Raw genomic sequence first — 16,497 nt, 5'->3', positions numbered from 1 at the left:
CCGGAGGTCTCATGCGTGCGCCGATAGTGGCCTGGTTTTACTCCGCCGCCTGGCCTTAATTTGCTCCGGCGTTGACAATGCGCACGGTCAAAGACAGGCTGGAAGACATCGGCATCGATGTCGATCCCGGCGCCAAGGTCTCATCCCTGTCGATCGGCGCCCGCCAGATGATCGAAATCGCGAAGGCCGTGATGCTCGAGGCGCGGGTCATTGCACTTGACGAACCGACCTCTTCGCTGTCCTCGCGCGAAAGCGAAGTCCTCTTTGCCCTGATCGAAAAGCTCAAGGCCAAGGGCACGATCATTCTTTACGTCTCGCACCGCTTGGAAGAGATTTTCCGGCTTTGCGACAGCCTTACCGTGCTGCGCGACGGCAAGGCTGTCGCTCACCATCCACGGATTGCCGAGACCAGTCGCGATCAGATTATCGCTGAAATGGTCGGTCGTGAGATCAGCAACATATGGGGATGGCGCGAACGTCCGCTCGGCGCGCCGCGGCTCGATGTCGCCAACCTCTCTGGCCCCAAACTGGCGACACCGATCAGCTTTTCGGTCCGGCAAGGCGAAATACTGGGCTTCTTCGGGCTGATCGGCGCAGGCCGAAGCGAAATGGCCCGGCTTCTTTATGGAGCCGACAACCGCCATAGAGGAATCGTCAATATCGACGGTGTGGCAGTTGCTCCCGGTAATCCGAAGGCGTCGATCAACGCGGGCATGGTCCTCTGCCCGGAAGACCGCAAGTTCGAGGGCATCATCCAGGGACGCTCGATCGAAGAGAATATCGCGGTTTCCTCCCGCCGGCATTTTTCGCCCTTCGGCATTCTGAGCTTGAAGAAAGAGGCTGAAGTCGCCGACCGGTTCATCGCCAAGCTGAGAGTACGCACGCCCTCGCGCAAACAGGACATCATCAATCTGTCAGGCGGCAACCAGCAAAAGGTCATCCTCGGGCGCTGGCTCTCCGAGCAAGGCGTCAAGGTCCTCGTCATCGACGAACCCACACGCGGCATCGATGTCGGCGCAAAATCCGAAATCTACGAAATCCTCTATGAACTGGCTGCCAGCGGTATGGCGATCATCGTCATCTCCAGCGAGCTGCCGGAAGTGATGGGGATTTCAGACCGGATTATCGTCATGTGCCAGGGACGCGTAGCAGCGGACATCGGACGCGAAGATTTCGACGAGCGGCGTATCTTGACCGCCGCCCTCCCCGACAAGAATGCCGCCGGCACGATCTAATTTCAGGAAACTACGTCAATGAATTCGTTGAAAAAGCTGCTTCTCGGCGACCAGGGCCTGGTGGTGATCTTTGCCGTCGCCTTCGTGATTGTCTCGATCTTCGTTCCCAACTTCCTGACAGAGCGCAACATGCTTGGCCTGCTGCAGTCGGTGGTTACGATCGGCATCGTCGCCTGTACGATGATGTTCTGCCTCGCATCGCGCGACTTCGACCTTTCGGTCGGCTCGACCGTTGCGTTTTCCGGCATGATCGCTGTCATGGTCTCCAATGCCTCCGGCTCGATCGTCCTCGGCCTACTCGCGGCACTTCTCGCCGGCAGCGTGGTCGGGCTGGTCAACGGTGTCGTCATCGCGAAATTTCGCATCAATGCGCTGATCACGACGCTCGCCACCATGCAGATCGTACGCGGCCTTGCCTTGATCGCGTCGGATGGCCGTGCCGTTGGCATAAATGATCCGGCATTCTACCAGCTGGCCTTGTCGCGGATCTTCAGCATCCCGACGCCGATTTGGATCATGATCCTGCTGTTCCTCGTTTTCGGGTTCATTCTCAACCGGACCGTCTTCGGCAAGAATACTCTGGCAATCGGCGGCAACCCCGAAGCCTCGCGCCTGGCCGGTGTCAATGTCGTGCGCATGCGCATCTGGATCTTTGCGCTGCAAGGGCTGGTCTGCGCGATTGCCGGCATTCTTCTCGCTTCGCGCATCACCTCCGGCCAGCCAAATGCCGCGACCGGCCTTGAGCTTTCCGTCATTTCTGCCTGTGTGCTCGGTGGCGTTTCACTTGCCGGCGGACGGGCCGCGATGACCGGCGTGATCGTCGGCGTGCTGATCATGGGTATTGCCGAAAATGTTATGAATCTCCTCAATATCCAGGCCTTCTACCAATATGTCGTCCGCGGCCTGATCCTGCTTCTCGCCGTTCTTCTCGACAATCTGCGAACCACGGCCGCCGGCCGTGGCCGGGCTGCATGAATGAGATCAGTGCGCTGAAGCCCTCGCTCGAATGCGTTGTCGACTGCGCCAATATCCTGGGAGAAGTGCCCCTCTGGGATGCGGCGGAGCACGCCCTTTATTGGGTGGATATCGAGGGGAAGAAGCTTCAGCGCCTCACACCGGCCAGTGGTGAAGTCCGCGTGGCTGATCATTTTGCCGCCATCGATCTCGCGCATGTAGCAGTTTGTGAAGCTCTGAAAACTGGCTGTTCCCGCAGCCTTCCAATATAGGTGCATCGGCATTTACCTATCGCTGCTGCTATAAGCGGCATTACAACGGCGCACCAAACCGGCAGCGCTACTACGCACTGCGCCGATCGCTAACTCTACGCAATTACGAGGTCGAAAGATGAAGCTATCTACATCCCGCGTGATCATGCTGACACTATCCTTTTGCTACGCCATTTCACCTGCTTATGGCGCAGGGCTCAAACCTGAATCAAAAGATGGCGCGATGATAGCTGGAGGCTACACCGCGGTTAACGAGGCGTGTTTTGCAGGTAAAGGGTATCTTACGCCTCAAGCTTTGAAGTTCGCCCGAGAGGCAAAGAGGAAGAACAGCAAGTGGTTCTTCGCAGCCTATAATGAGGAAACGCAAGGCTCCACCGCGTATGACGAGCCGTTTTGCAATACAATCATTTTCAAGCTGTACGAAGCAAAAGGTGAGGATTCGCGCAAGCTCGGCTTTCGAATTATGAACACTGACTCTTTTGCCGAATAGCGTATTTGGACAGAAGCGGGCAGCTGGATGATCGATCGCGGGCGCCAAAGAAGGAACTATTACCGAAAAAATTAGCCGGCTAATTAAAATTCGGTAATCTAGGTTATGGAACTTGCCTGTTCCGCGCGATAGTCAGCCCACTCTCGGAAGCCAGTTGTTGGTTTCCACGCGAAACTGAGCCGGTGCGCCTAACCGGCTCAGTTCTGCGTGGAAACCAACACCCTGCGGTTTATTCGCGTGAAATAATGGCCGCATCTGTAATGGTGCCGCCATTCCTCGCTTTCCGGTATGAATATTTCCTAAGAGATAAAAAAACTGACACAACGAGACAGTTGATGACAGTTGAACCAGCGACCCGCGTTTAAATGCCTACAGAACGAGCAAGCGCTTAGCGCTAGGCTGGTGCAGACTGGCCATTCACGTGCAGAACTAGCGCTAGGACGGTTTGGCACATCTATTGCTTCTTCTCTGAGATAAAAGAGGGGACGAAATTGCAGCCGCACCTACTATTTATCTGCACTGCCATCGGCTTCAGTTGGTCAGGCTTCGTCCTGATCTTTTCAGGCGAACCGAGCATGCGTCCAACGTATGCGGTGCAGTCGACAATCGCGACAAGTATTTTTCTGGGCTCTATTGGGTTCGCGTTTGCTGATCGCAGTATACTATTAGGCGGAACAATCACTTTTTGTGGAATGATAATCGCATTTTTGCTGCACCAGCGTCTTTCCTATGCTTGGTCAACCTTGATCGCTACTGCATGCTTTGCCGCGTATCTGAACGGCGCAATGTTGTAAAAGACGGCGATGGCAAAATCTGATCTTACAATTCTCGTTATAGATGAAAACGCCATCCGCGCCTCGATCATCGAGGAAGGCCTGAACGACGCCGGTCACCGCAATGTCACGGTCATTCATGAGGTCAATGGCGTTGCACGCATTATCGAGACGCAACAGCCTGACGTCATCATCATCGACATCGAAAATCCGAACCGGGATATGATGGAACATCTCTTCCAGCTGACCCGCACCGTCAGTCGCCCGATCGCAATGTTCGTGGATCGCTCCGACACCGCCTTGATCGAGTCGGCCATGGAGGCCGGCGTCTCCGCTTATGTCGTCGACGGCCTCAAGAAGGAGCGCGTCAAATCCATTCTCGACATGGCGGTCAGCCGCTTTAACGCCTTCAGCCGGCTGCGACGGGAACTGGCGGAAGCGAAATCCGCACTGGAAGAGCGCAAGGTCATCGAGCGCGCCAAAGGCATTCTCATGAAAATGCGCGGACTTTCGGAAGAAGACGCCTTCGCCCTGCTGCGCCAGACCGCCATGAATGAAAAGAAGAAGATATCCGAAATCGCCCAAAGCGTCGTGACGGCAGCAGGGCTGTTGATGTGAGGGGTTTAATCCGGAGCAGGTTCCGGAGGAAACCGGAGTGAACATGATGACGACCGGCCAAACCGAAAACAAGTTAGCCGCCCCCAGCCGTGTGACAGGCGAAGGGCCGAAGACGCTGCGCGCAGGCTTCATTCCGCTCGTTGACGCGTCCGTTCTGATCGCAGCTGCAGAATTCGGTTTCGCAGCGAAGGAGGGATTGGCGATCGAACTGGTCAAGGATGTATCCTGGGCCAATGTGCGCGATCGGCTCGCCTTTCGCCAATTCGATATTGCCCATATGCTGTCGCCGATGCCGGTCGCTTCCATGCTCGGTCTCGGTTCCAATCCATCGCCGACGATAACGCCTTTCTCTCTGGGGCGTGGCGGAAACGCCATCACGCTTTCCACGCGACTGTTCGATCGTATGCGTCAGATCAGCGGCATCGCGGAGAATGCCAACGCGCTCGACAATGCCAATGCCCTGGCAAAAACACTGCAATGGATGAAGGAACGAGGAGAGCAGCTCCCGACCTTCGGGATGACCTACCCGTTCTCATCCCATAATTACGAATTCCGCTACTGGCTTGCCGCAGGCGGCATAGATCCCGACCACGACGTGCGTCTCGTTGTCGTCCCGCCACCGCTGACATCTGACGCGCTGGAAGCCGGCGCCATAGATGGTTTTTGCGTCGGAGCGCCGTGGAACATGGTCGCGTCTGAACGTGGCGTCGGCCGCATCGTCGCAGCCAAGCAGGATATCTGGCCGTCCGCGCCGGAAAAGGTCATCGCCATGCGACCCGAATGGGCGCAGGAACACGCAGATACGGTCTCACGCCTGATTGTTGCGCTCGATGCCGCGGCGCGCTGGTGCGATCGTCCGGAAAACCATGACGCACTTGCTGAGGCCCTGGCAGACCCACGCTATATCGCCGCTCCCGTATCGATCATCCGCCATGTGCTTGCAGGAGAATTCAGTCTCGACAACAAGGGCAACAGGCGCGTGATCCCCGATTACTTCCAGTTCCATCGCGACTTTGCCAACTATCCGAAACCTGGACACGCGCTCTGGATCTATAGCCAGATGCTGCGCTGGAACCAGACGAGCTTCAGCAGCGAAAATCTGCAGGCCGCCGCAAGTGCCTACCGCCCGGATCTTTATCGCGCGGCGCTGGGCACCGGGCCTGCAGGAGACGACATAACTGTCGAGGGGCGGTCTTTGGACAATCGCTTCATGGACGGTGTGGTTTTCGATCCTGATAATATCCGGACCTATGTAGAAAGCTTCCCGGTTCGCGGAGCGCAGCCACCTGCTCTCGAGAAGCTGCAAAGCGACGACAGCTTATCCTGAACTCCATATGTTATGTCTAATTCCTCTGCCCTGAATTCGGCAATCGCACAAAAGATGCGCAGAGAAGAATTGAGCAGCCGCTCCGTTGGAAATGGCCGCTGATAGATTTTTTTGAAGCAATTCAATCGCCTTTGCCTGAAAAATCAAAATGGCACGCCGATTGCTTCTTAGATCTCGCACCGGTCAACGGCGACCGCTGCAGATGAGCGCGCGATAGGCGCTCGCAAAAGACACCGACGTCGCAAGGTTTTTGCTGTCCGGATTTTCTTCCGGCAGACGCAAAATCCGAGCGGCGTTTTTTTGTGCCCGAAATCCAAGATCACGAACCGTTAAACCAAGGGGAACGCGCATGACCAAGATTTCGACACCGGGCTTCAGTCGTCGAACGCTTCTCAAAACCAGCGCCACGGCGGCACTGATTGCAGCAGTCAAGACAGCATTCCCGTCCGGCGCTTTTGCGGCAGCAGCCGGTCCCGAAACTCCGGGCGCCAAGCTGGGTTTCATTGCGCTCACCGATGCGGCACCGTTAATCATTGCCGCTGAAAAAGGCCTGTTTGCCAAACACGGCATGCCGGATGTCGAGGTCGGAAAACAGGCATCCTGGGGCGCGACACGCGACAATCTCGTACTCGGCGGCGCAGCAAATGGCATCGACGGCGCGCATATTCTTTCACCGATGCCGTATCTCATGCACACGGGCAAGGTGACGCAGAACAGCAAGCCGGTACCGATGGCGCTGATTGCCCGCCTCAACCTGGACAGTCAGGGCATTTCGGTTGCCAAGGAATATGCGGAGACCGGCGTTCAGCTCGACGCCTCCAAGCTGAAGGAAGCCTTTGCGAAAAAGAAAGCGGCGGGCAACGAGGTGAAGGTCGCCATGACCTTTCCCGGCGGCACGCATGACCTGTGGCTGCGCTACTGGCTTGCCGCCGGCGGCATCGATCCCAACACCGACGTTTCCACCATCGTCGTGCCGCCGCCGCAGATGGTTGCCAACATGAAGGTTGGGAACATGGACGCCTTCTGTGTCGGCGAGCCGTGGAACGAGCAACTCGTCAATCAGGGCATCGGCTTTACGGCCTGTACCACCGGTGAGCTCTGGAAGGGCCACCCGGAAAAGGCACTTGGCATGCGCGCCGACTGGGTTGAAAAGAACCCCAATGCCGCCAAGGCCATTCTGATGGCCGTCATGGAAGCGCAGCAATGGTGCGAAGACATGGCCAACAAGGAGGAGATGTCCGACCTGCTCGGCAAGCGGCAGTGGTTGAACGCGCCGGCCAAGGACGTGCTCGGCCGCCTGAAAGGCGACATCAACTACGGCAATGGCCGCGATGTGAAGGCGACCGGACTTCAAATGAAATTCTGGAAGGACGAAGCTTCCTACCCGTTCAAAAGCCACGACAGCTGGTTCATGGCAGAGAATATCCGTTGGGGCACGTTTGCTCCCGATACCGACATCAAGGCGATTGTCGATCAGGTCAACCGCGAAGACCTTTGGCGCGAGGCGGCAAAGGATCTGGGCGTGGCAGCGGCCGATATTCCGGCCACGAGTTCGCGCGGCAAGGAGACGTTCTTCGACGGTAAGGTTTTCGATCCGGAAGACCCGTCCGCGTACCTCAATAGCCTGACCATCAAGGCCGCGAGCTGATTTCCCCACCTCCGGCGCGTGGAGACGCGCCGGCTTTTTATTCCCGTCTTATGGAGCGCGCCAATGTCCGCCCTGGCAAAACAAGAGAATCTTTCCCCGGTGATCCCAGCCGCCAAATCGCAGGCCAACGTCGTGCCGTTTTCCGGCAGGCAGACTGCAAAATACGATGCCGGACGCATCGCCGCAGCTGTAACAAGCAGCGTTCTGCCGCCCATTGTCGTGCTGGCAATGATGCTTGGCGTCTGGCAGGTCCTCTGTTCATCGCCCGATGCATCCCTACCCTCGCCTGTTCAGGTCTGGAGCGACGCCCGCGATCTGATCGTCGATCCGTTCTTCCACAATGGTTTGCAGGATATCGGCCTCGGCTGGCGGGTTCTCGTCTCGCTGGAGCGCGTCGCCTACGGCTTCGGCCTGGCGGCGATTGCTGGTGTGATCGTCGGTGCGATCATCGGCCAGTCCGTCTGGGCGATGCGCGGGCTTGATCCGATTTTTCAGGTGTTGCGCACCGTGCCGCCGCTTGCCTGGTTGCCGCTTTCGCTTGCCGCCTTCCAGAACGCTAACCCGTCGGCGATCTTCGTGATCTTCATCACCTCAATCTGGCCGATCATCATCAACACCGCTGTCGGCGTGCGCAACATTCCGCAGGATTACCGCAATGTTGCGCAGGTGCTGCGGCTCAACCAGTTCGAGTTCTTCTTCAAGATCATGCTGCCTTCGGCCGCACCTTACATCTTCACGGGCCTTCGCATCGGCGTCGGACTGTCATGGCTTGCCATCGTCGCCGCCGAAATGCTGACCGGCGGTGTCGGCATCGGCTTCTTCATCTGGGATGCGTGGAACTCCTCACGCCTCTCCGACATCATCGTCGCGCTCATTTACATCGGTGTCGTTGGCTTCGCTCTCGACAAGCTGGTCGCAGCGCTTGGCCGGTTCATCACCCGTGGCGCAGCTGCGAATTAAGGAAGCTTTTATGAAAGCCTATCTGAAACTCGACCATATCGACAAGAATTTCGACCGCGGCGGGGTGTGCACCGAGGTTCTGAAGAACATCAACCTGACGATTTCCAAGGGCGAATTCGTGTCGATCATCGGCCATTCCGGCTGCGGAAAATCAACGTTGCTGAACCTGATCGCCGGGCTGACGCCGGTCTCCGCCGGTGCGGTACTTCTAGAAAACCATGAGGTCAACGCGCCGGGACCGGAACGCGCCGTCGTTTTCCAGAACCATTCGCTGCTGCCCTGGTTGACGGTTTACGAAAATGTCAACCTTGCTGTTGCCAAGGTTTTCGGTTCGACCAAGAGCAAGGCTGAGCGCCACGACTGGGTGATGGCCAATCTTGACCTCGTGCAGATGGCGCATGCCAAGGATAAAAGACCATCGGAGATTTCCGGCGGCATGAAACAGCGTGTCGGCATTGCCCGCGCACTGTCGATGGAACCCAAGATCCTGCTGCTCGATGAACCATTTGGCGCGCTCGATGCGCTGACCCGCGCGCATCTGCAGGACGCAGTGATGGAGATCCATTCGCGCCTCGGCAACACGATGGTGATGATTACGCATGACGTCGACGAAGCCGTGCTTCTGTCCGACCGTATCGTGATGATGACCAACGGCCCTGCCGCACATATCGGCGAAGTGCTGGACGTGCCGATCGTGCGGCCGCGCAATCGCATCGAACTGGCTTCCGACCGCACCTATCTCAAATCCCGCGAGGCCGTGCTGAAGTTCCTCTACGAACGTCACCGCTTCGTCGAAGCAGCGGAGTAACCCATGCCAGAGACCGACATTCAGAAACTCGTCATCATTGGCAATGGCATGGCGCCGGGACGCATGCTGGAGCACCTGTTCGAACAGGCACCGGGACGCTATCAGGTCACCATCTTCAACGCCGAACCACGCGTCAATTACGACCGTATCATGTTGTCGCCAGTGCTTGCGGGCGAAAAGACCTATGAACAGATCGTCATCCACGGTGATGGCTGGTACATCGAAAACGGCATCACGCTCTACAAGGGTCATCGCATTGTTGCGATCGATCGCGCCGCCAAAACCGTGACCTCGGATCAGGGCATCACGGAAGGCTACGACAAGCTGGTGATTGCCACCGGCTCCGCGCCCTTTATTATCCCTGTTCCCGGCAAGAATCTTCCAGGCGTCATCAGCTACCGCGATCTCGATGATGTCGAGGCCATGCTGCTGGCCGCGCAATCCCGAGAGAAAGCAGTGGTCATCGGTGGCGGCTTGCTGGGGCTGGAAGCAGCGGCTGGTCTAGCCCAGCGCGGCATGGATGTGACCGTGTTGCATGTCAATCCGACACTAATGGAGCGGCAGCTTGATCCCGCAGCCGGTTATCTGCTGCAAAGAGCAGTGGAAGGCCGCGGCATCAGGGTTATCTGCAAGGCCAATACCAAGGCCGTGATCGGCGACGGAAAGGTCGAGGGCGTCGAGTTGGACGACGGCCGTATCATTCCGGCGACGCTGGTGGTCATGGCGGTCGGCATTCGTCCGAATATCGGGCTGGCGAAAGAGGCGGGCCTCGCCGTCAATCGCGGCATCGTCGTTGATACCGGCATGCAGACGTCGGACGGTGATATCTATTCGGTCGGCGAATGCGCCGAGGTGGACGGGATGGTTTATGGCCTTGTCGCGCCGCTTTACGAGATGGCGCGTATCGCCGCTTCGCATCTGGCCGGAGATGCGAAACCCGCCTTCGTGCATTCCGATACGCCGACAAAACTCAAGGTCACCGGCATCGATCTTTATTCGCTCGGTGATTTCGCTGATGCCGACGACCGCCAGGAGATCGTGCTGCGCGATGCCACTGCCGGCATCTACAAGCGCCTCGTGCTGAAGGACAACCGCATCATCGGCACCGTGCTTTACGGTGAAACCGGCGATGGCGCATGGTTCAACGACCTCAAGAAAAAGGCCGTCGACATTTCCGACATGCGCGACACGCTGATCTTTGGCCAGGCCTACCAGGGGGGCGCCCCACTGGACCCTATGGCGGCCGTTGCAGCCTTGCCGGATGATGCGGAAATCTGCGGCTGCAACGGCGTCTGCAAGGGCAAGATAACCTCGACGATCACGGCCAAGGGCCTGACCTCGCTGGACGAGGTTCGCGCCCATACCAAGGCATCCGCTTCCTGCGGCACCTGCACCGGACTTGTCGAGCAGTTGATGAGCATGACACTGGGTGACGCCTATAACCCAAAGGCGGTGCAGCCGATGTGCCCCTGCACAGAGCTCGGCCACGATGACGTACGCCGCCTTATCAAGGCGAAGGGTCTAAAGACCATTCCGGCAGTGATGCAGGAACTGGAATGGAAGACCTCCTGCGGCTGCGCCAAATGCCGGCCGGCGCTCAACTATTATCTCGTCTGCGATTGGCCGGATGAATATGCCGACGATTACCAGTCGCGTTTCATCAACGAGCGTGTGCACGCCAATATTCAAAAAGACGGCACCTATTCGGTCGTGCCGCGCATGTGGGGCGGTGTCACCAATGCAGCCGAACTGCGCGCGATCGCCGACGTGGTCGACAAGTTCGAAATCCCGATGGTGAAAGTGACCGGCGGCCAGCGCATCGATCTTTTGGGCATCGAGAAGGAAGACTTGCCCGCCGTCTGGGCTGATCTGGGCAAGGCCGGCTTCGTTTCGGGACAGGCCTATGCCAAGGGCCTGCGCACAGTCAAAACCTGTGTCGGCTCCGACTGGTGCCGGTTCGGCACGCAGGATTCCACCGGGCTGGGCATCCGGCTGGAAAAATTCATGTGGGGCTCCTGGACACCGGCGAAACTGAAGCTTGCCGTTTCCGGCTGTCCACGCAACTGCGCCGAGGCGACCTGCAAGGATATCGGCGTTATCTGCGTCGACAGCGGTTTCGAGATCCACTTCGCCGGCGCCGCCGGTCTCGACATCAAGGGCACCGAGGTTCTGGGGCTTGTGCATACCGAGGATGACGCGCTCGAGCATATCGTCGCGCTCGCCCAGATGTACCGCGAACAGGGCCGTTATCTGGAACGCATCTACAGATGGGCCAAACGCATCGGCCTCGATGAAATCCGCCGGCAGATCATGACGGACGAAGAGAAGCGCCGTGGTTATTACGACCGCTTCGTTTTCAGCCAAAAATTCGCCCAGGTCGATCCGTGGTCGGAACGTGTGTCCGGCAAGGACAAGCACGAGTTCAAGCCGATGGCGACGGTCGGCTTCAATCAGGCGGCCGAGTAGAGGAGATGGACATGAACTGGTATCCGATCGGCGATATTTCCGACATTCCGCTTCTCGGCGCGCGTTGCGTGAAGACGCCGCAGATGAAAATTGCAGTGTTCCGCACCGACGAACATGAGGTTCATGCGATCGAGAACCGATGCCCGCATAAAGGCGGGCCACTGTCGGAAGGCATCGTCCATGGCACGTCTGTTACCTGCCCGCTGCACAACTGGGTGATCTCGCTCGAAACCGGCAGGGCTCTTGGTGCCGATGAGGGCGAGGTGCGGGTGATACCCATCCGCAACGAGGACGGAAAGCTGTTCATCGCGTTGGAAAACGTGATGCTGGAAGCTGCGGAGTAAGGCGCCCATGTCCGTCGAGACGAAAACCACCTGTCCCTATTGCGGCGTCGGCTGCGGCGTCGTTGCTGCCGTGGCGGACACCGGTACTGTAACGGTGAAGGGCGATCCGGACCATCCGGCCAATTTTGGTCGGCTCTGTTCCAAGGGTTCGGCTCTGACTGAGACGATCGACCTCGACGGACGCGTGCTTTACCCGGAAATCAGCGGCCAGCGGGATGATTGGGAACGGGCACTCGACCTCGTGGCGCAACGCTTCTCGCAAGCAATCGTCGAGCATGGTCCGGATTCCGTTGCATTCTATGTCTCCGGCCAGTTGCTCACCGAAGACTATTACGTCGCCAACAAGCTGATGAAGGGATTTATCGGCTCAGCCAATATCGACACCAATTCCCGGCTTTGCATGGCCTCTTCGGTTGCCGGTCATCGTCGCGCCTTCGGTGCCGACACGGTGCCGGGTACCTATGAGGACCTGGAACTCGCCGATCTCGTTATCCTGACCGGATCGAACCTCGCATGGTGTCACCCGGTTCTCTACCAGCGGCTCGCTGCAGCAAAGGCTGAGCGGCCGGAGATGAAGATCGTCGTCATCGATCCGCGCCGGACGATGACATGTGACATTGCCGACCTGCATCTGGCGATAAAGCCCGATGGCGATGTGGCGCTGTTCATGGGGCTGCTTGCCCATCTCGCCGGAACAGGCGCGGTCGACGCCGTTTATGTGGCTGCCCATACCAAGGGTTTCGATGAGGCCGTCGCCGCGGCCGCCGGGCTGTCTGAACCGGAATTAACGATGCGCACAGGCCTGCCGGCCCAAGAGCTGCAGCGTTTTTTCCGCCTGTTCGAGCAGACGCCAAAAACCGTCACCTGCTTCAGTCAGGGCGTCAATCAGTCGTCCTCCGGCACCGACAAGGTCAATGCCATCATCAACTGCCATCTTGCCACCGGTCGCATCGGCCGGCCGGGCATGGGGCCGTTCTCGCTGACCGGCCAGCCGAACGCCATGGGCGGCCGCGAAGTGGGTGGGCTTGCCAACATGCTCGCCGCCCATATGGCAATAGAAAACGAAAACGACCGGGAGCGCGTGCAGCGCTTCTGGACCTCACCGACCATGGCGGCGAAACCCGGCCTGAAAGCGGTCGACATGTTCAAGGCGGTTGCTGACGGACGCATCAAGGCGCTGTGGATCATGGCGACCAACCCGGTCGTCTCCATGCCGGATGCCGACTTCGTCGAGGCTGCGATCAGGGACTGCACTTTCGTCGTCGTTTCCGACGTCCTGCGCCACACCGACACGACGCGCCACGCGCATGTGCTTCTGCCTTCGCTTGGATGGGGTGAAAAGGACGGCACTGTCACCAATTCAGAGCGGCGGATTTCCCGGCAACGCGGCTTTCTGCCGCCGCCCGGCGAAGCCCGCGCGGACTGGTGGCAGATGTCGGAGGTCGCCCGGCGCATGGGTTTTGACGGGTTCAACTACGCCTCGCCAGCGGAGATTTTTGCCGAACACGCAGCTCTTTCTGCTTTCGAAAACAACGGTCGTAGCGATTTCGATATCGGCGCCTATGGCGATATCGATGATAATGCCTACAACAGGCTTGCACCGTTTCAATGGCCACAGCCTGTCGGCGCGGTCAGGCATACGAGCCGCTTTTTCGCCGAGGGCGGCTTCTACCATCCCGATAGCAAGGCGCGCTTCATCGCCATAGAAGTTCCCGCAACGACCGCGCGCACCGACGCCCGGTATCCGTTGACGCTCAATACCGGTCGAATCCGTGACCATTGGCATACGATGACGCGAACCGGCAAAAGCGCCCGGCTCTCCAGCCATATCGCCGAACCCTTCGCCGAATTTCATCCCCGCGACGCAACGGAACTCGGCCTTTCTGCGGCTGATCTGGTCGAACTCGAAAGTCCTTCCGGCACGGTGATCACCCGTGTCCTGATAAGCGAGCGACAAGCATCCGGCAGCGTTTTCGTGCCGATGCACTGGAACGATCAGTTCGCCGCCAAGGCGCGGATCGACGCGCTCGTACCGCCGTTGACCGACCCGGTCTCGGGCCAACCTGCTGCGAAAAACGTGGCGATCGCAGCGCGCCGGTTTTCGGCGAGGGTTTACGGGTTTGCCGTTTCAGCCGGAAAGCCCTCAGTGTCTGCGACCGATTACTGGGCGATCGCGAAAGCAGATGGCGGATGGCGCACCGAGCTGGCATTCCGGGACACGGTCGAGGACTGGACAGACTGGTGCCGTGATACTTTCGGTATTCCCACAGATGTAGAGCCGCTCGGTTATGCCGACAGGCAATCCGGCGAGCAGCGGCTTGCGTTTTTCGATGCCGACAAGCTGCTAGCCGCCATTTTCCTCGCCCGCCAACCCGTGGCGGTTGCGCGCAACTGGGCGATCGGCCAGTTGCAGTCTTCCCATTCCGATCTGCGCAAACGTTTTGCCATTATTGCCGGTCGGCCCGGCGCGGATCAGCCCGATCCCGGCGCCACTGTTTGTTCCTGTTATTCGATCGGCGTCAATCGCATCGTCGCCGCCATTCGAGGCGGTTGCCACAGCGTGGAAGCCGTCGGCAAAGAGACCAATGCCGGAACCAATTGCGGCTCCTGCCGCGCTGAAATCAGGGGGATCATCGATGGATGTCTTGCAGCAGCCGCGGAATGATGCGCCGGCCCGAATGGCGCCGCTGGCGAAACTGCCCGTCTTCTGGGCGCTGGAAGGCCAGCGTGTCGTCGTTGCGGGTGGATCGGATGCCACCGCCTGGAAAGCCGAACTGCTCGCGGCCTGTGGGGCGCAAGTGCATGTCTATTCGGACGAGCTCTCCGATACGTTCCAAAAACTGATATCGCGGGGGACGGACCATCCGCAGGGCTGCTTCGTGCACCACGACGCACTCTGGACCACCGGAGCCTTCACGGGCGCCACACTGGCCATCGGCGACTGTGAGGACGATGCCGAAGCGCAAGCCTTCTTCGACGCAGCGCGCGCGGCCGGCGTGCCGGTGAACGTCATCGACAAACCGGCCTTCTGCCAGTTCCAGTTCGGCTCGATCGTCAACCGCTCACCCGTCGTCGTGTCGATCTCGACGGACGGCGCGGCGCCGATCCTGGCCCAGGCAATCCGGCGAAAGATCGAAACACTGCTGCCGCTTTCCTTGAAGGGCTGGGCGGAGATGGCCCAACGGGTGCGTGAAAGGGTCAACGATCGGCTTGCTGTCGGTCCGCAACGGCGCGCTTTCTGGGAACGGTTTGTGGACCGAGCCTTCCAGACACCGGCGGATGCGGAAAGCGAGGCCGTCCTTCTTGACGAAGCCGCGCACGTCGCAACATCCGCGCAGGAGCAAGGCCGTGTGACGCTTGCCGGCGCCGGTCCGGGTAACGCCGAACTGCTGACGCTGAAGGCTGTCCGCGCCCTGCAGGCTGCCGACGTCATCCTGTTCGACGATCTTGTCTCCGACGAGGTGCTGGAGCTCTCGCGCCGCGAAGCCAAGCGCATGCTGGTGGGTAAACGCGGCGGTCGCGAAAGCTGCCGACAGGAGGACATCAATTCGATGATGCTGACACTGGCAAAAGCCGGCAAGCATGTGGTGCGGCTCAAATCCGGCGACCCGATGATATTCGGCCGTGCCGGTGAGGAAATCGCCTGTCTCGAAAAAGCCGGGATCGCAGTAGACGTGGTGCCGGGCATAACCGCCGCAAGTGCAATGGCCTCCCAACTTGGTATATCGCTGACCCATCGCGATCATGCGCAGTCAGTTCGGTTCGTCACCGGACATTCACGCAAGGGCACATTGCCCGACAATCTTGAGTGGACGAGCCTCGCCGACCCGAAGACCACAACCATCTATTACATGGCGGGCCGCACGGCAGGTGAACTCGCCAAAAGGTTGGTCGCTGCGGGGCTACCCCCGGACACACCGACGGCCATCGTGCAGTCCCTGACTCGAAAAGACGAAAGGCGATGGTCCGGCAGCTTGAGCAAACTGGGCGAAGCAATGTGTAATATCGGATTTGATCAGCCCGTTCTTATCGGGGTCGGCGCCGTATTCCAGAGTGAGACGAAAGCTGCGGATTTGCAGGTAGCTTTGCCATAAGCTCTTGATGGGATCTGAACCGGCGACCCGTGATAAACCGTAAGAGGTGTTTTTCTTGCACGTTGACCAGGCGCGGTGGGTCGTTCCGCAGCTACCGCTGCAGCATTGACGGCAACAAAGCGCCAGAAGCAGTCATGACACCCGCGCTTTATGTAGGCGCCAGAATTAGCTTCCCGCCAATATCTGTGGTGTAGCCTTAGCGATCTCGAACCAATCGAGACACTCCCAAGATGATGAGTGATATCACTAGTACGGGGACGTACACCATGGCGTAGATATACGCCGGATACCAGGCGACCATCTCTTGTGCCTCACACGCCGATGGAGAGCAATTGCTGAGGCCAAACAGCAGCAGCACAACAAAAATGCCGGTTGCTATCAGCAATATTATTCCGAAAAACTTCAACATTTTGGGACCCAGAAATTCAGCGTGAGAGCGGCGGTGCAAAAGTCTGCCACGGTAACGGCGCGATAATCACGCCGTAGGGGCGGAGTAAAATCCGGCCAC

At 58.8% G+C, this 16,497-nt stretch carries 13 protein-coding genes and 1 pseudogene; 13 read left to right on the top strand and 1 reads right to left on the bottom strand.

Annotated features, from left to right (window positions below):
- Nucleotides 1-83: 83 nt before the first annotated feature.
- The 6 genes and pseudogenes from GAO09_RS03795 to GAO09_RS03770 form a co-directional block, all read left to right on the top strand.
- Nucleotides 84-1,235: pseudogene (locus GAO09_RS03795) on the top strand (ATP-binding cassette domain-containing protein); the annotation flags it as partial.
- Nucleotides 1,236-1,253: 18 nt separating this feature from the next.
- The gene (gene araH, locus GAO09_RS03790) at nucleotides 1,254-2,210 is read left to right on the top strand and encodes an L-arabinose ABC transporter permease AraH (RefSeq protein ID WP_153352745.1); all 957 of its coding nucleotides are present in this window, start codon (nucleotides 1,254-1,256) and stop codon (nucleotides 2,208-2,210) included.
- Nucleotides 2,207-2,461, top strand: coding sequence for an SMP-30/gluconolactonase/LRE family protein (locus GAO09_RS03785; RefSeq protein ID WP_153352744.1), 255 nt, complete (start codon nucleotides 2,207-2,209; stop codon nucleotides 2,459-2,461). Before araH ends, GAO09_RS03785 begins: the two co-directional genes overlap by 4 nt.
- Before the next feature lie 118 nt (nucleotides 2,462-2,579).
- Complete coding sequence (locus GAO09_RS03780; RefSeq protein WP_153352743.1) at nucleotides 2,580-2,951, top strand: hypothetical protein; 372 nt, start codon at nucleotides 2,580-2,582, stop codon at nucleotides 2,949-2,951.
- Between the two features lie 803 nt (nucleotides 2,952-3,754).
- Entirely contained in the window at nucleotides 3,755-4,342 is a 588-nt protein-coding gene (locus GAO09_RS03775; protein ID WP_153352742.1) for an ANTAR domain-containing response regulator, read from the top strand.
- Nucleotides 4,343-4,379: 37 nt separating this feature from the next.
- Nucleotides 4,380-5,669, top strand: a complete 1,290-nt coding sequence (locus GAO09_RS03770; RefSeq protein ID WP_324185322.1) for a CmpA/NrtA family ABC transporter substrate-binding protein — start codon at nucleotides 4,380-4,382, stop codon at nucleotides 5,667-5,669.
- 183 nt (nucleotides 5,670-5,852) lie between these two features.
- Here the strand turns inward: GAO09_RS03770 and GAO09_RS03765 are convergent, their stop codons facing one another.
- A complete protein-coding gene (locus GAO09_RS03765) occupies nucleotides 5,853-6,020 on the bottom strand; it encodes a hypothetical protein (protein ID WP_153352741.1) in 168 nt (55 codons plus the stop codon).
- Here GAO09_RS03765 and GAO09_RS03760 point away from each other — a divergent pair.
- The 7 genes from GAO09_RS03760 to cysG all read left to right on the top strand — a co-directional run bounded on the left by GAO09_RS03760 (nucleotide 6,019) and on the right by cysG (nucleotide 15,989).
- Nucleotides 6,019-7,317 carry a CmpA/NrtA family ABC transporter substrate-binding protein gene (locus tag GAO09_RS03760; RefSeq protein WP_153352740.1) on the top strand — a complete coding sequence of 433 codons (1,299 nt, stop codon included), beginning with the start codon at nucleotides 6,019-6,021 and terminating at the stop codon, nucleotides 7,315-7,317. The genes GAO09_RS03765 and GAO09_RS03760 overlap by 2 nt on opposite strands.
- Before the next feature lie 63 nt (nucleotides 7,318-7,380).
- Nucleotides 7,381-8,277: a nitrate ABC transporter permease gene (ntrB, locus tag GAO09_RS03755; RefSeq protein ID WP_153352739.1), complete on the top strand. Its 897-nt coding sequence runs from the start codon at nucleotides 7,381-7,383 to the stop codon at nucleotides 8,275-8,277.
- Between the two features lie 10 nt (nucleotides 8,278-8,287).
- Nucleotides 8,288-9,085 (top strand): ABC transporter ATP-binding protein, encoded by a 798-nt coding sequence (locus tag GAO09_RS03750; RefSeq protein WP_153352738.1) that lies wholly within the window; start codon nucleotides 8,288-8,290, stop codon nucleotides 9,083-9,085.
- 3 nt (nucleotides 9,086-9,088) lie between these two features.
- Complete coding sequence (gene nirB, locus GAO09_RS03745; RefSeq protein ID WP_153352737.1) at nucleotides 9,089-11,551, top strand: nitrite reductase large subunit NirB; 2,463 nt, start codon at nucleotides 9,089-9,091, stop codon at nucleotides 11,549-11,551.
- A 5-nt stretch (nucleotides 11,552-11,556) separates the two neighbouring features.
- Complete coding sequence (nirD, locus tag GAO09_RS03740) at nucleotides 11,557-11,895, top strand: nitrite reductase small subunit NirD (protein ID WP_153352736.1); 339 nt, start codon at nucleotides 11,557-11,559, stop codon at nucleotides 11,893-11,895.
- Between the two features lie 7 nt (nucleotides 11,896-11,902).
- Complete coding sequence (locus GAO09_RS03735; protein WP_153352735.1) at nucleotides 11,903-14,560, top strand: nitrate reductase; 2,658 nt, start codon at nucleotides 11,903-11,905, stop codon at nucleotides 14,558-14,560.
- Nucleotides 14,532-15,989, top strand: a complete 1,458-nt coding sequence (gene cysG, locus GAO09_RS03730; protein ID WP_153352734.1) for a siroheme synthase CysG — start codon at nucleotides 14,532-14,534, stop codon at nucleotides 15,987-15,989. Before GAO09_RS03735 ends, cysG begins: the two co-directional genes overlap by 29 nt.
- Nucleotides 15,990-16,497: the final 508 nt, after the last annotated feature.

It is taken from the genome of Endobacterium cereale (genome assembly GCF_009617585.1).
Lineage (GTDB): Bacteria > Pseudomonadota > Alphaproteobacteria > Rhizobiales > Rhizobiaceae > Neorhizobium > Neorhizobium cereale.
Note: the sequence above shows the minus strand (reverse complement) of the source record. Positions and strands in the feature narration are given on the sequence as shown.

Coding starts and splice junctions, on each gene's coding strand:
- GAO09_RS03760 (WP_153352740.1), top strand. CDS start 6,019: ATGACCAAGATTTCGACACCGGGCTTCAGTCGTCGAACGCTTCTCAAA.
- GAO09_RS03750 (WP_153352738.1), top strand. CDS start 8,288: ATGAAAGCCTATCTGAAACTCGACCATATCGACAAGAATTTCGACCGC.
- nirD (WP_153352736.1), top strand. CDS start 11,557: ATGGACATGAACTGGTATCCGATCGGCGATATTTCCGACATTCCGCTT.
- GAO09_RS03775 (WP_153352742.1), top strand. CDS start 3,755: ATGGCAAAATCTGATCTTACAATTCTCGTTATAGATGAAAACGCCATC.
- GAO09_RS03785 (WP_153352744.1), top strand. CDS start 2,207: ATGAATGAGATCAGTGCGCTGAAGCCCTCGCTCGAATGCGTTGTCGAC.
- GAO09_RS03780 (WP_153352743.1), top strand. CDS start 2,580: ATGAAGCTATCTACATCCCGCGTGATCATGCTGACACTATCCTTTTGC.
- cysG (WP_153352734.1), top strand. CDS start 14,532: ATGGATGTCTTGCAGCAGCCGCGGAATGATGCGCCGGCCCGAATGGCG.
- nirB (WP_153352737.1), top strand. CDS start 9,089: ATGCCAGAGACCGACATTCAGAAACTCGTCATCATTGGCAATGGCATG.
- ntrB (WP_153352739.1), top strand. CDS start 7,381: ATGTCCGCCCTGGCAAAACAAGAGAATCTTTCCCCGGTGATCCCAGCC.
- GAO09_RS03765 (WP_153352741.1), bottom strand. CDS start 6,020: ATGCGCGTTCCCCTTGGTTTAACGGTTCGTGATCTTGGATTTCGGGCA.
- GAO09_RS03735 (WP_153352735.1), top strand. CDS start 11,903: ATGTCCGTCGAGACGAAAACCACCTGTCCCTATTGCGGCGTCGGCTGC.
- araH (WP_153352745.1), top strand. CDS start 1,254: ATGAATTCGTTGAAAAAGCTGCTTCTCGGCGACCAGGGCCTGGTGGTG.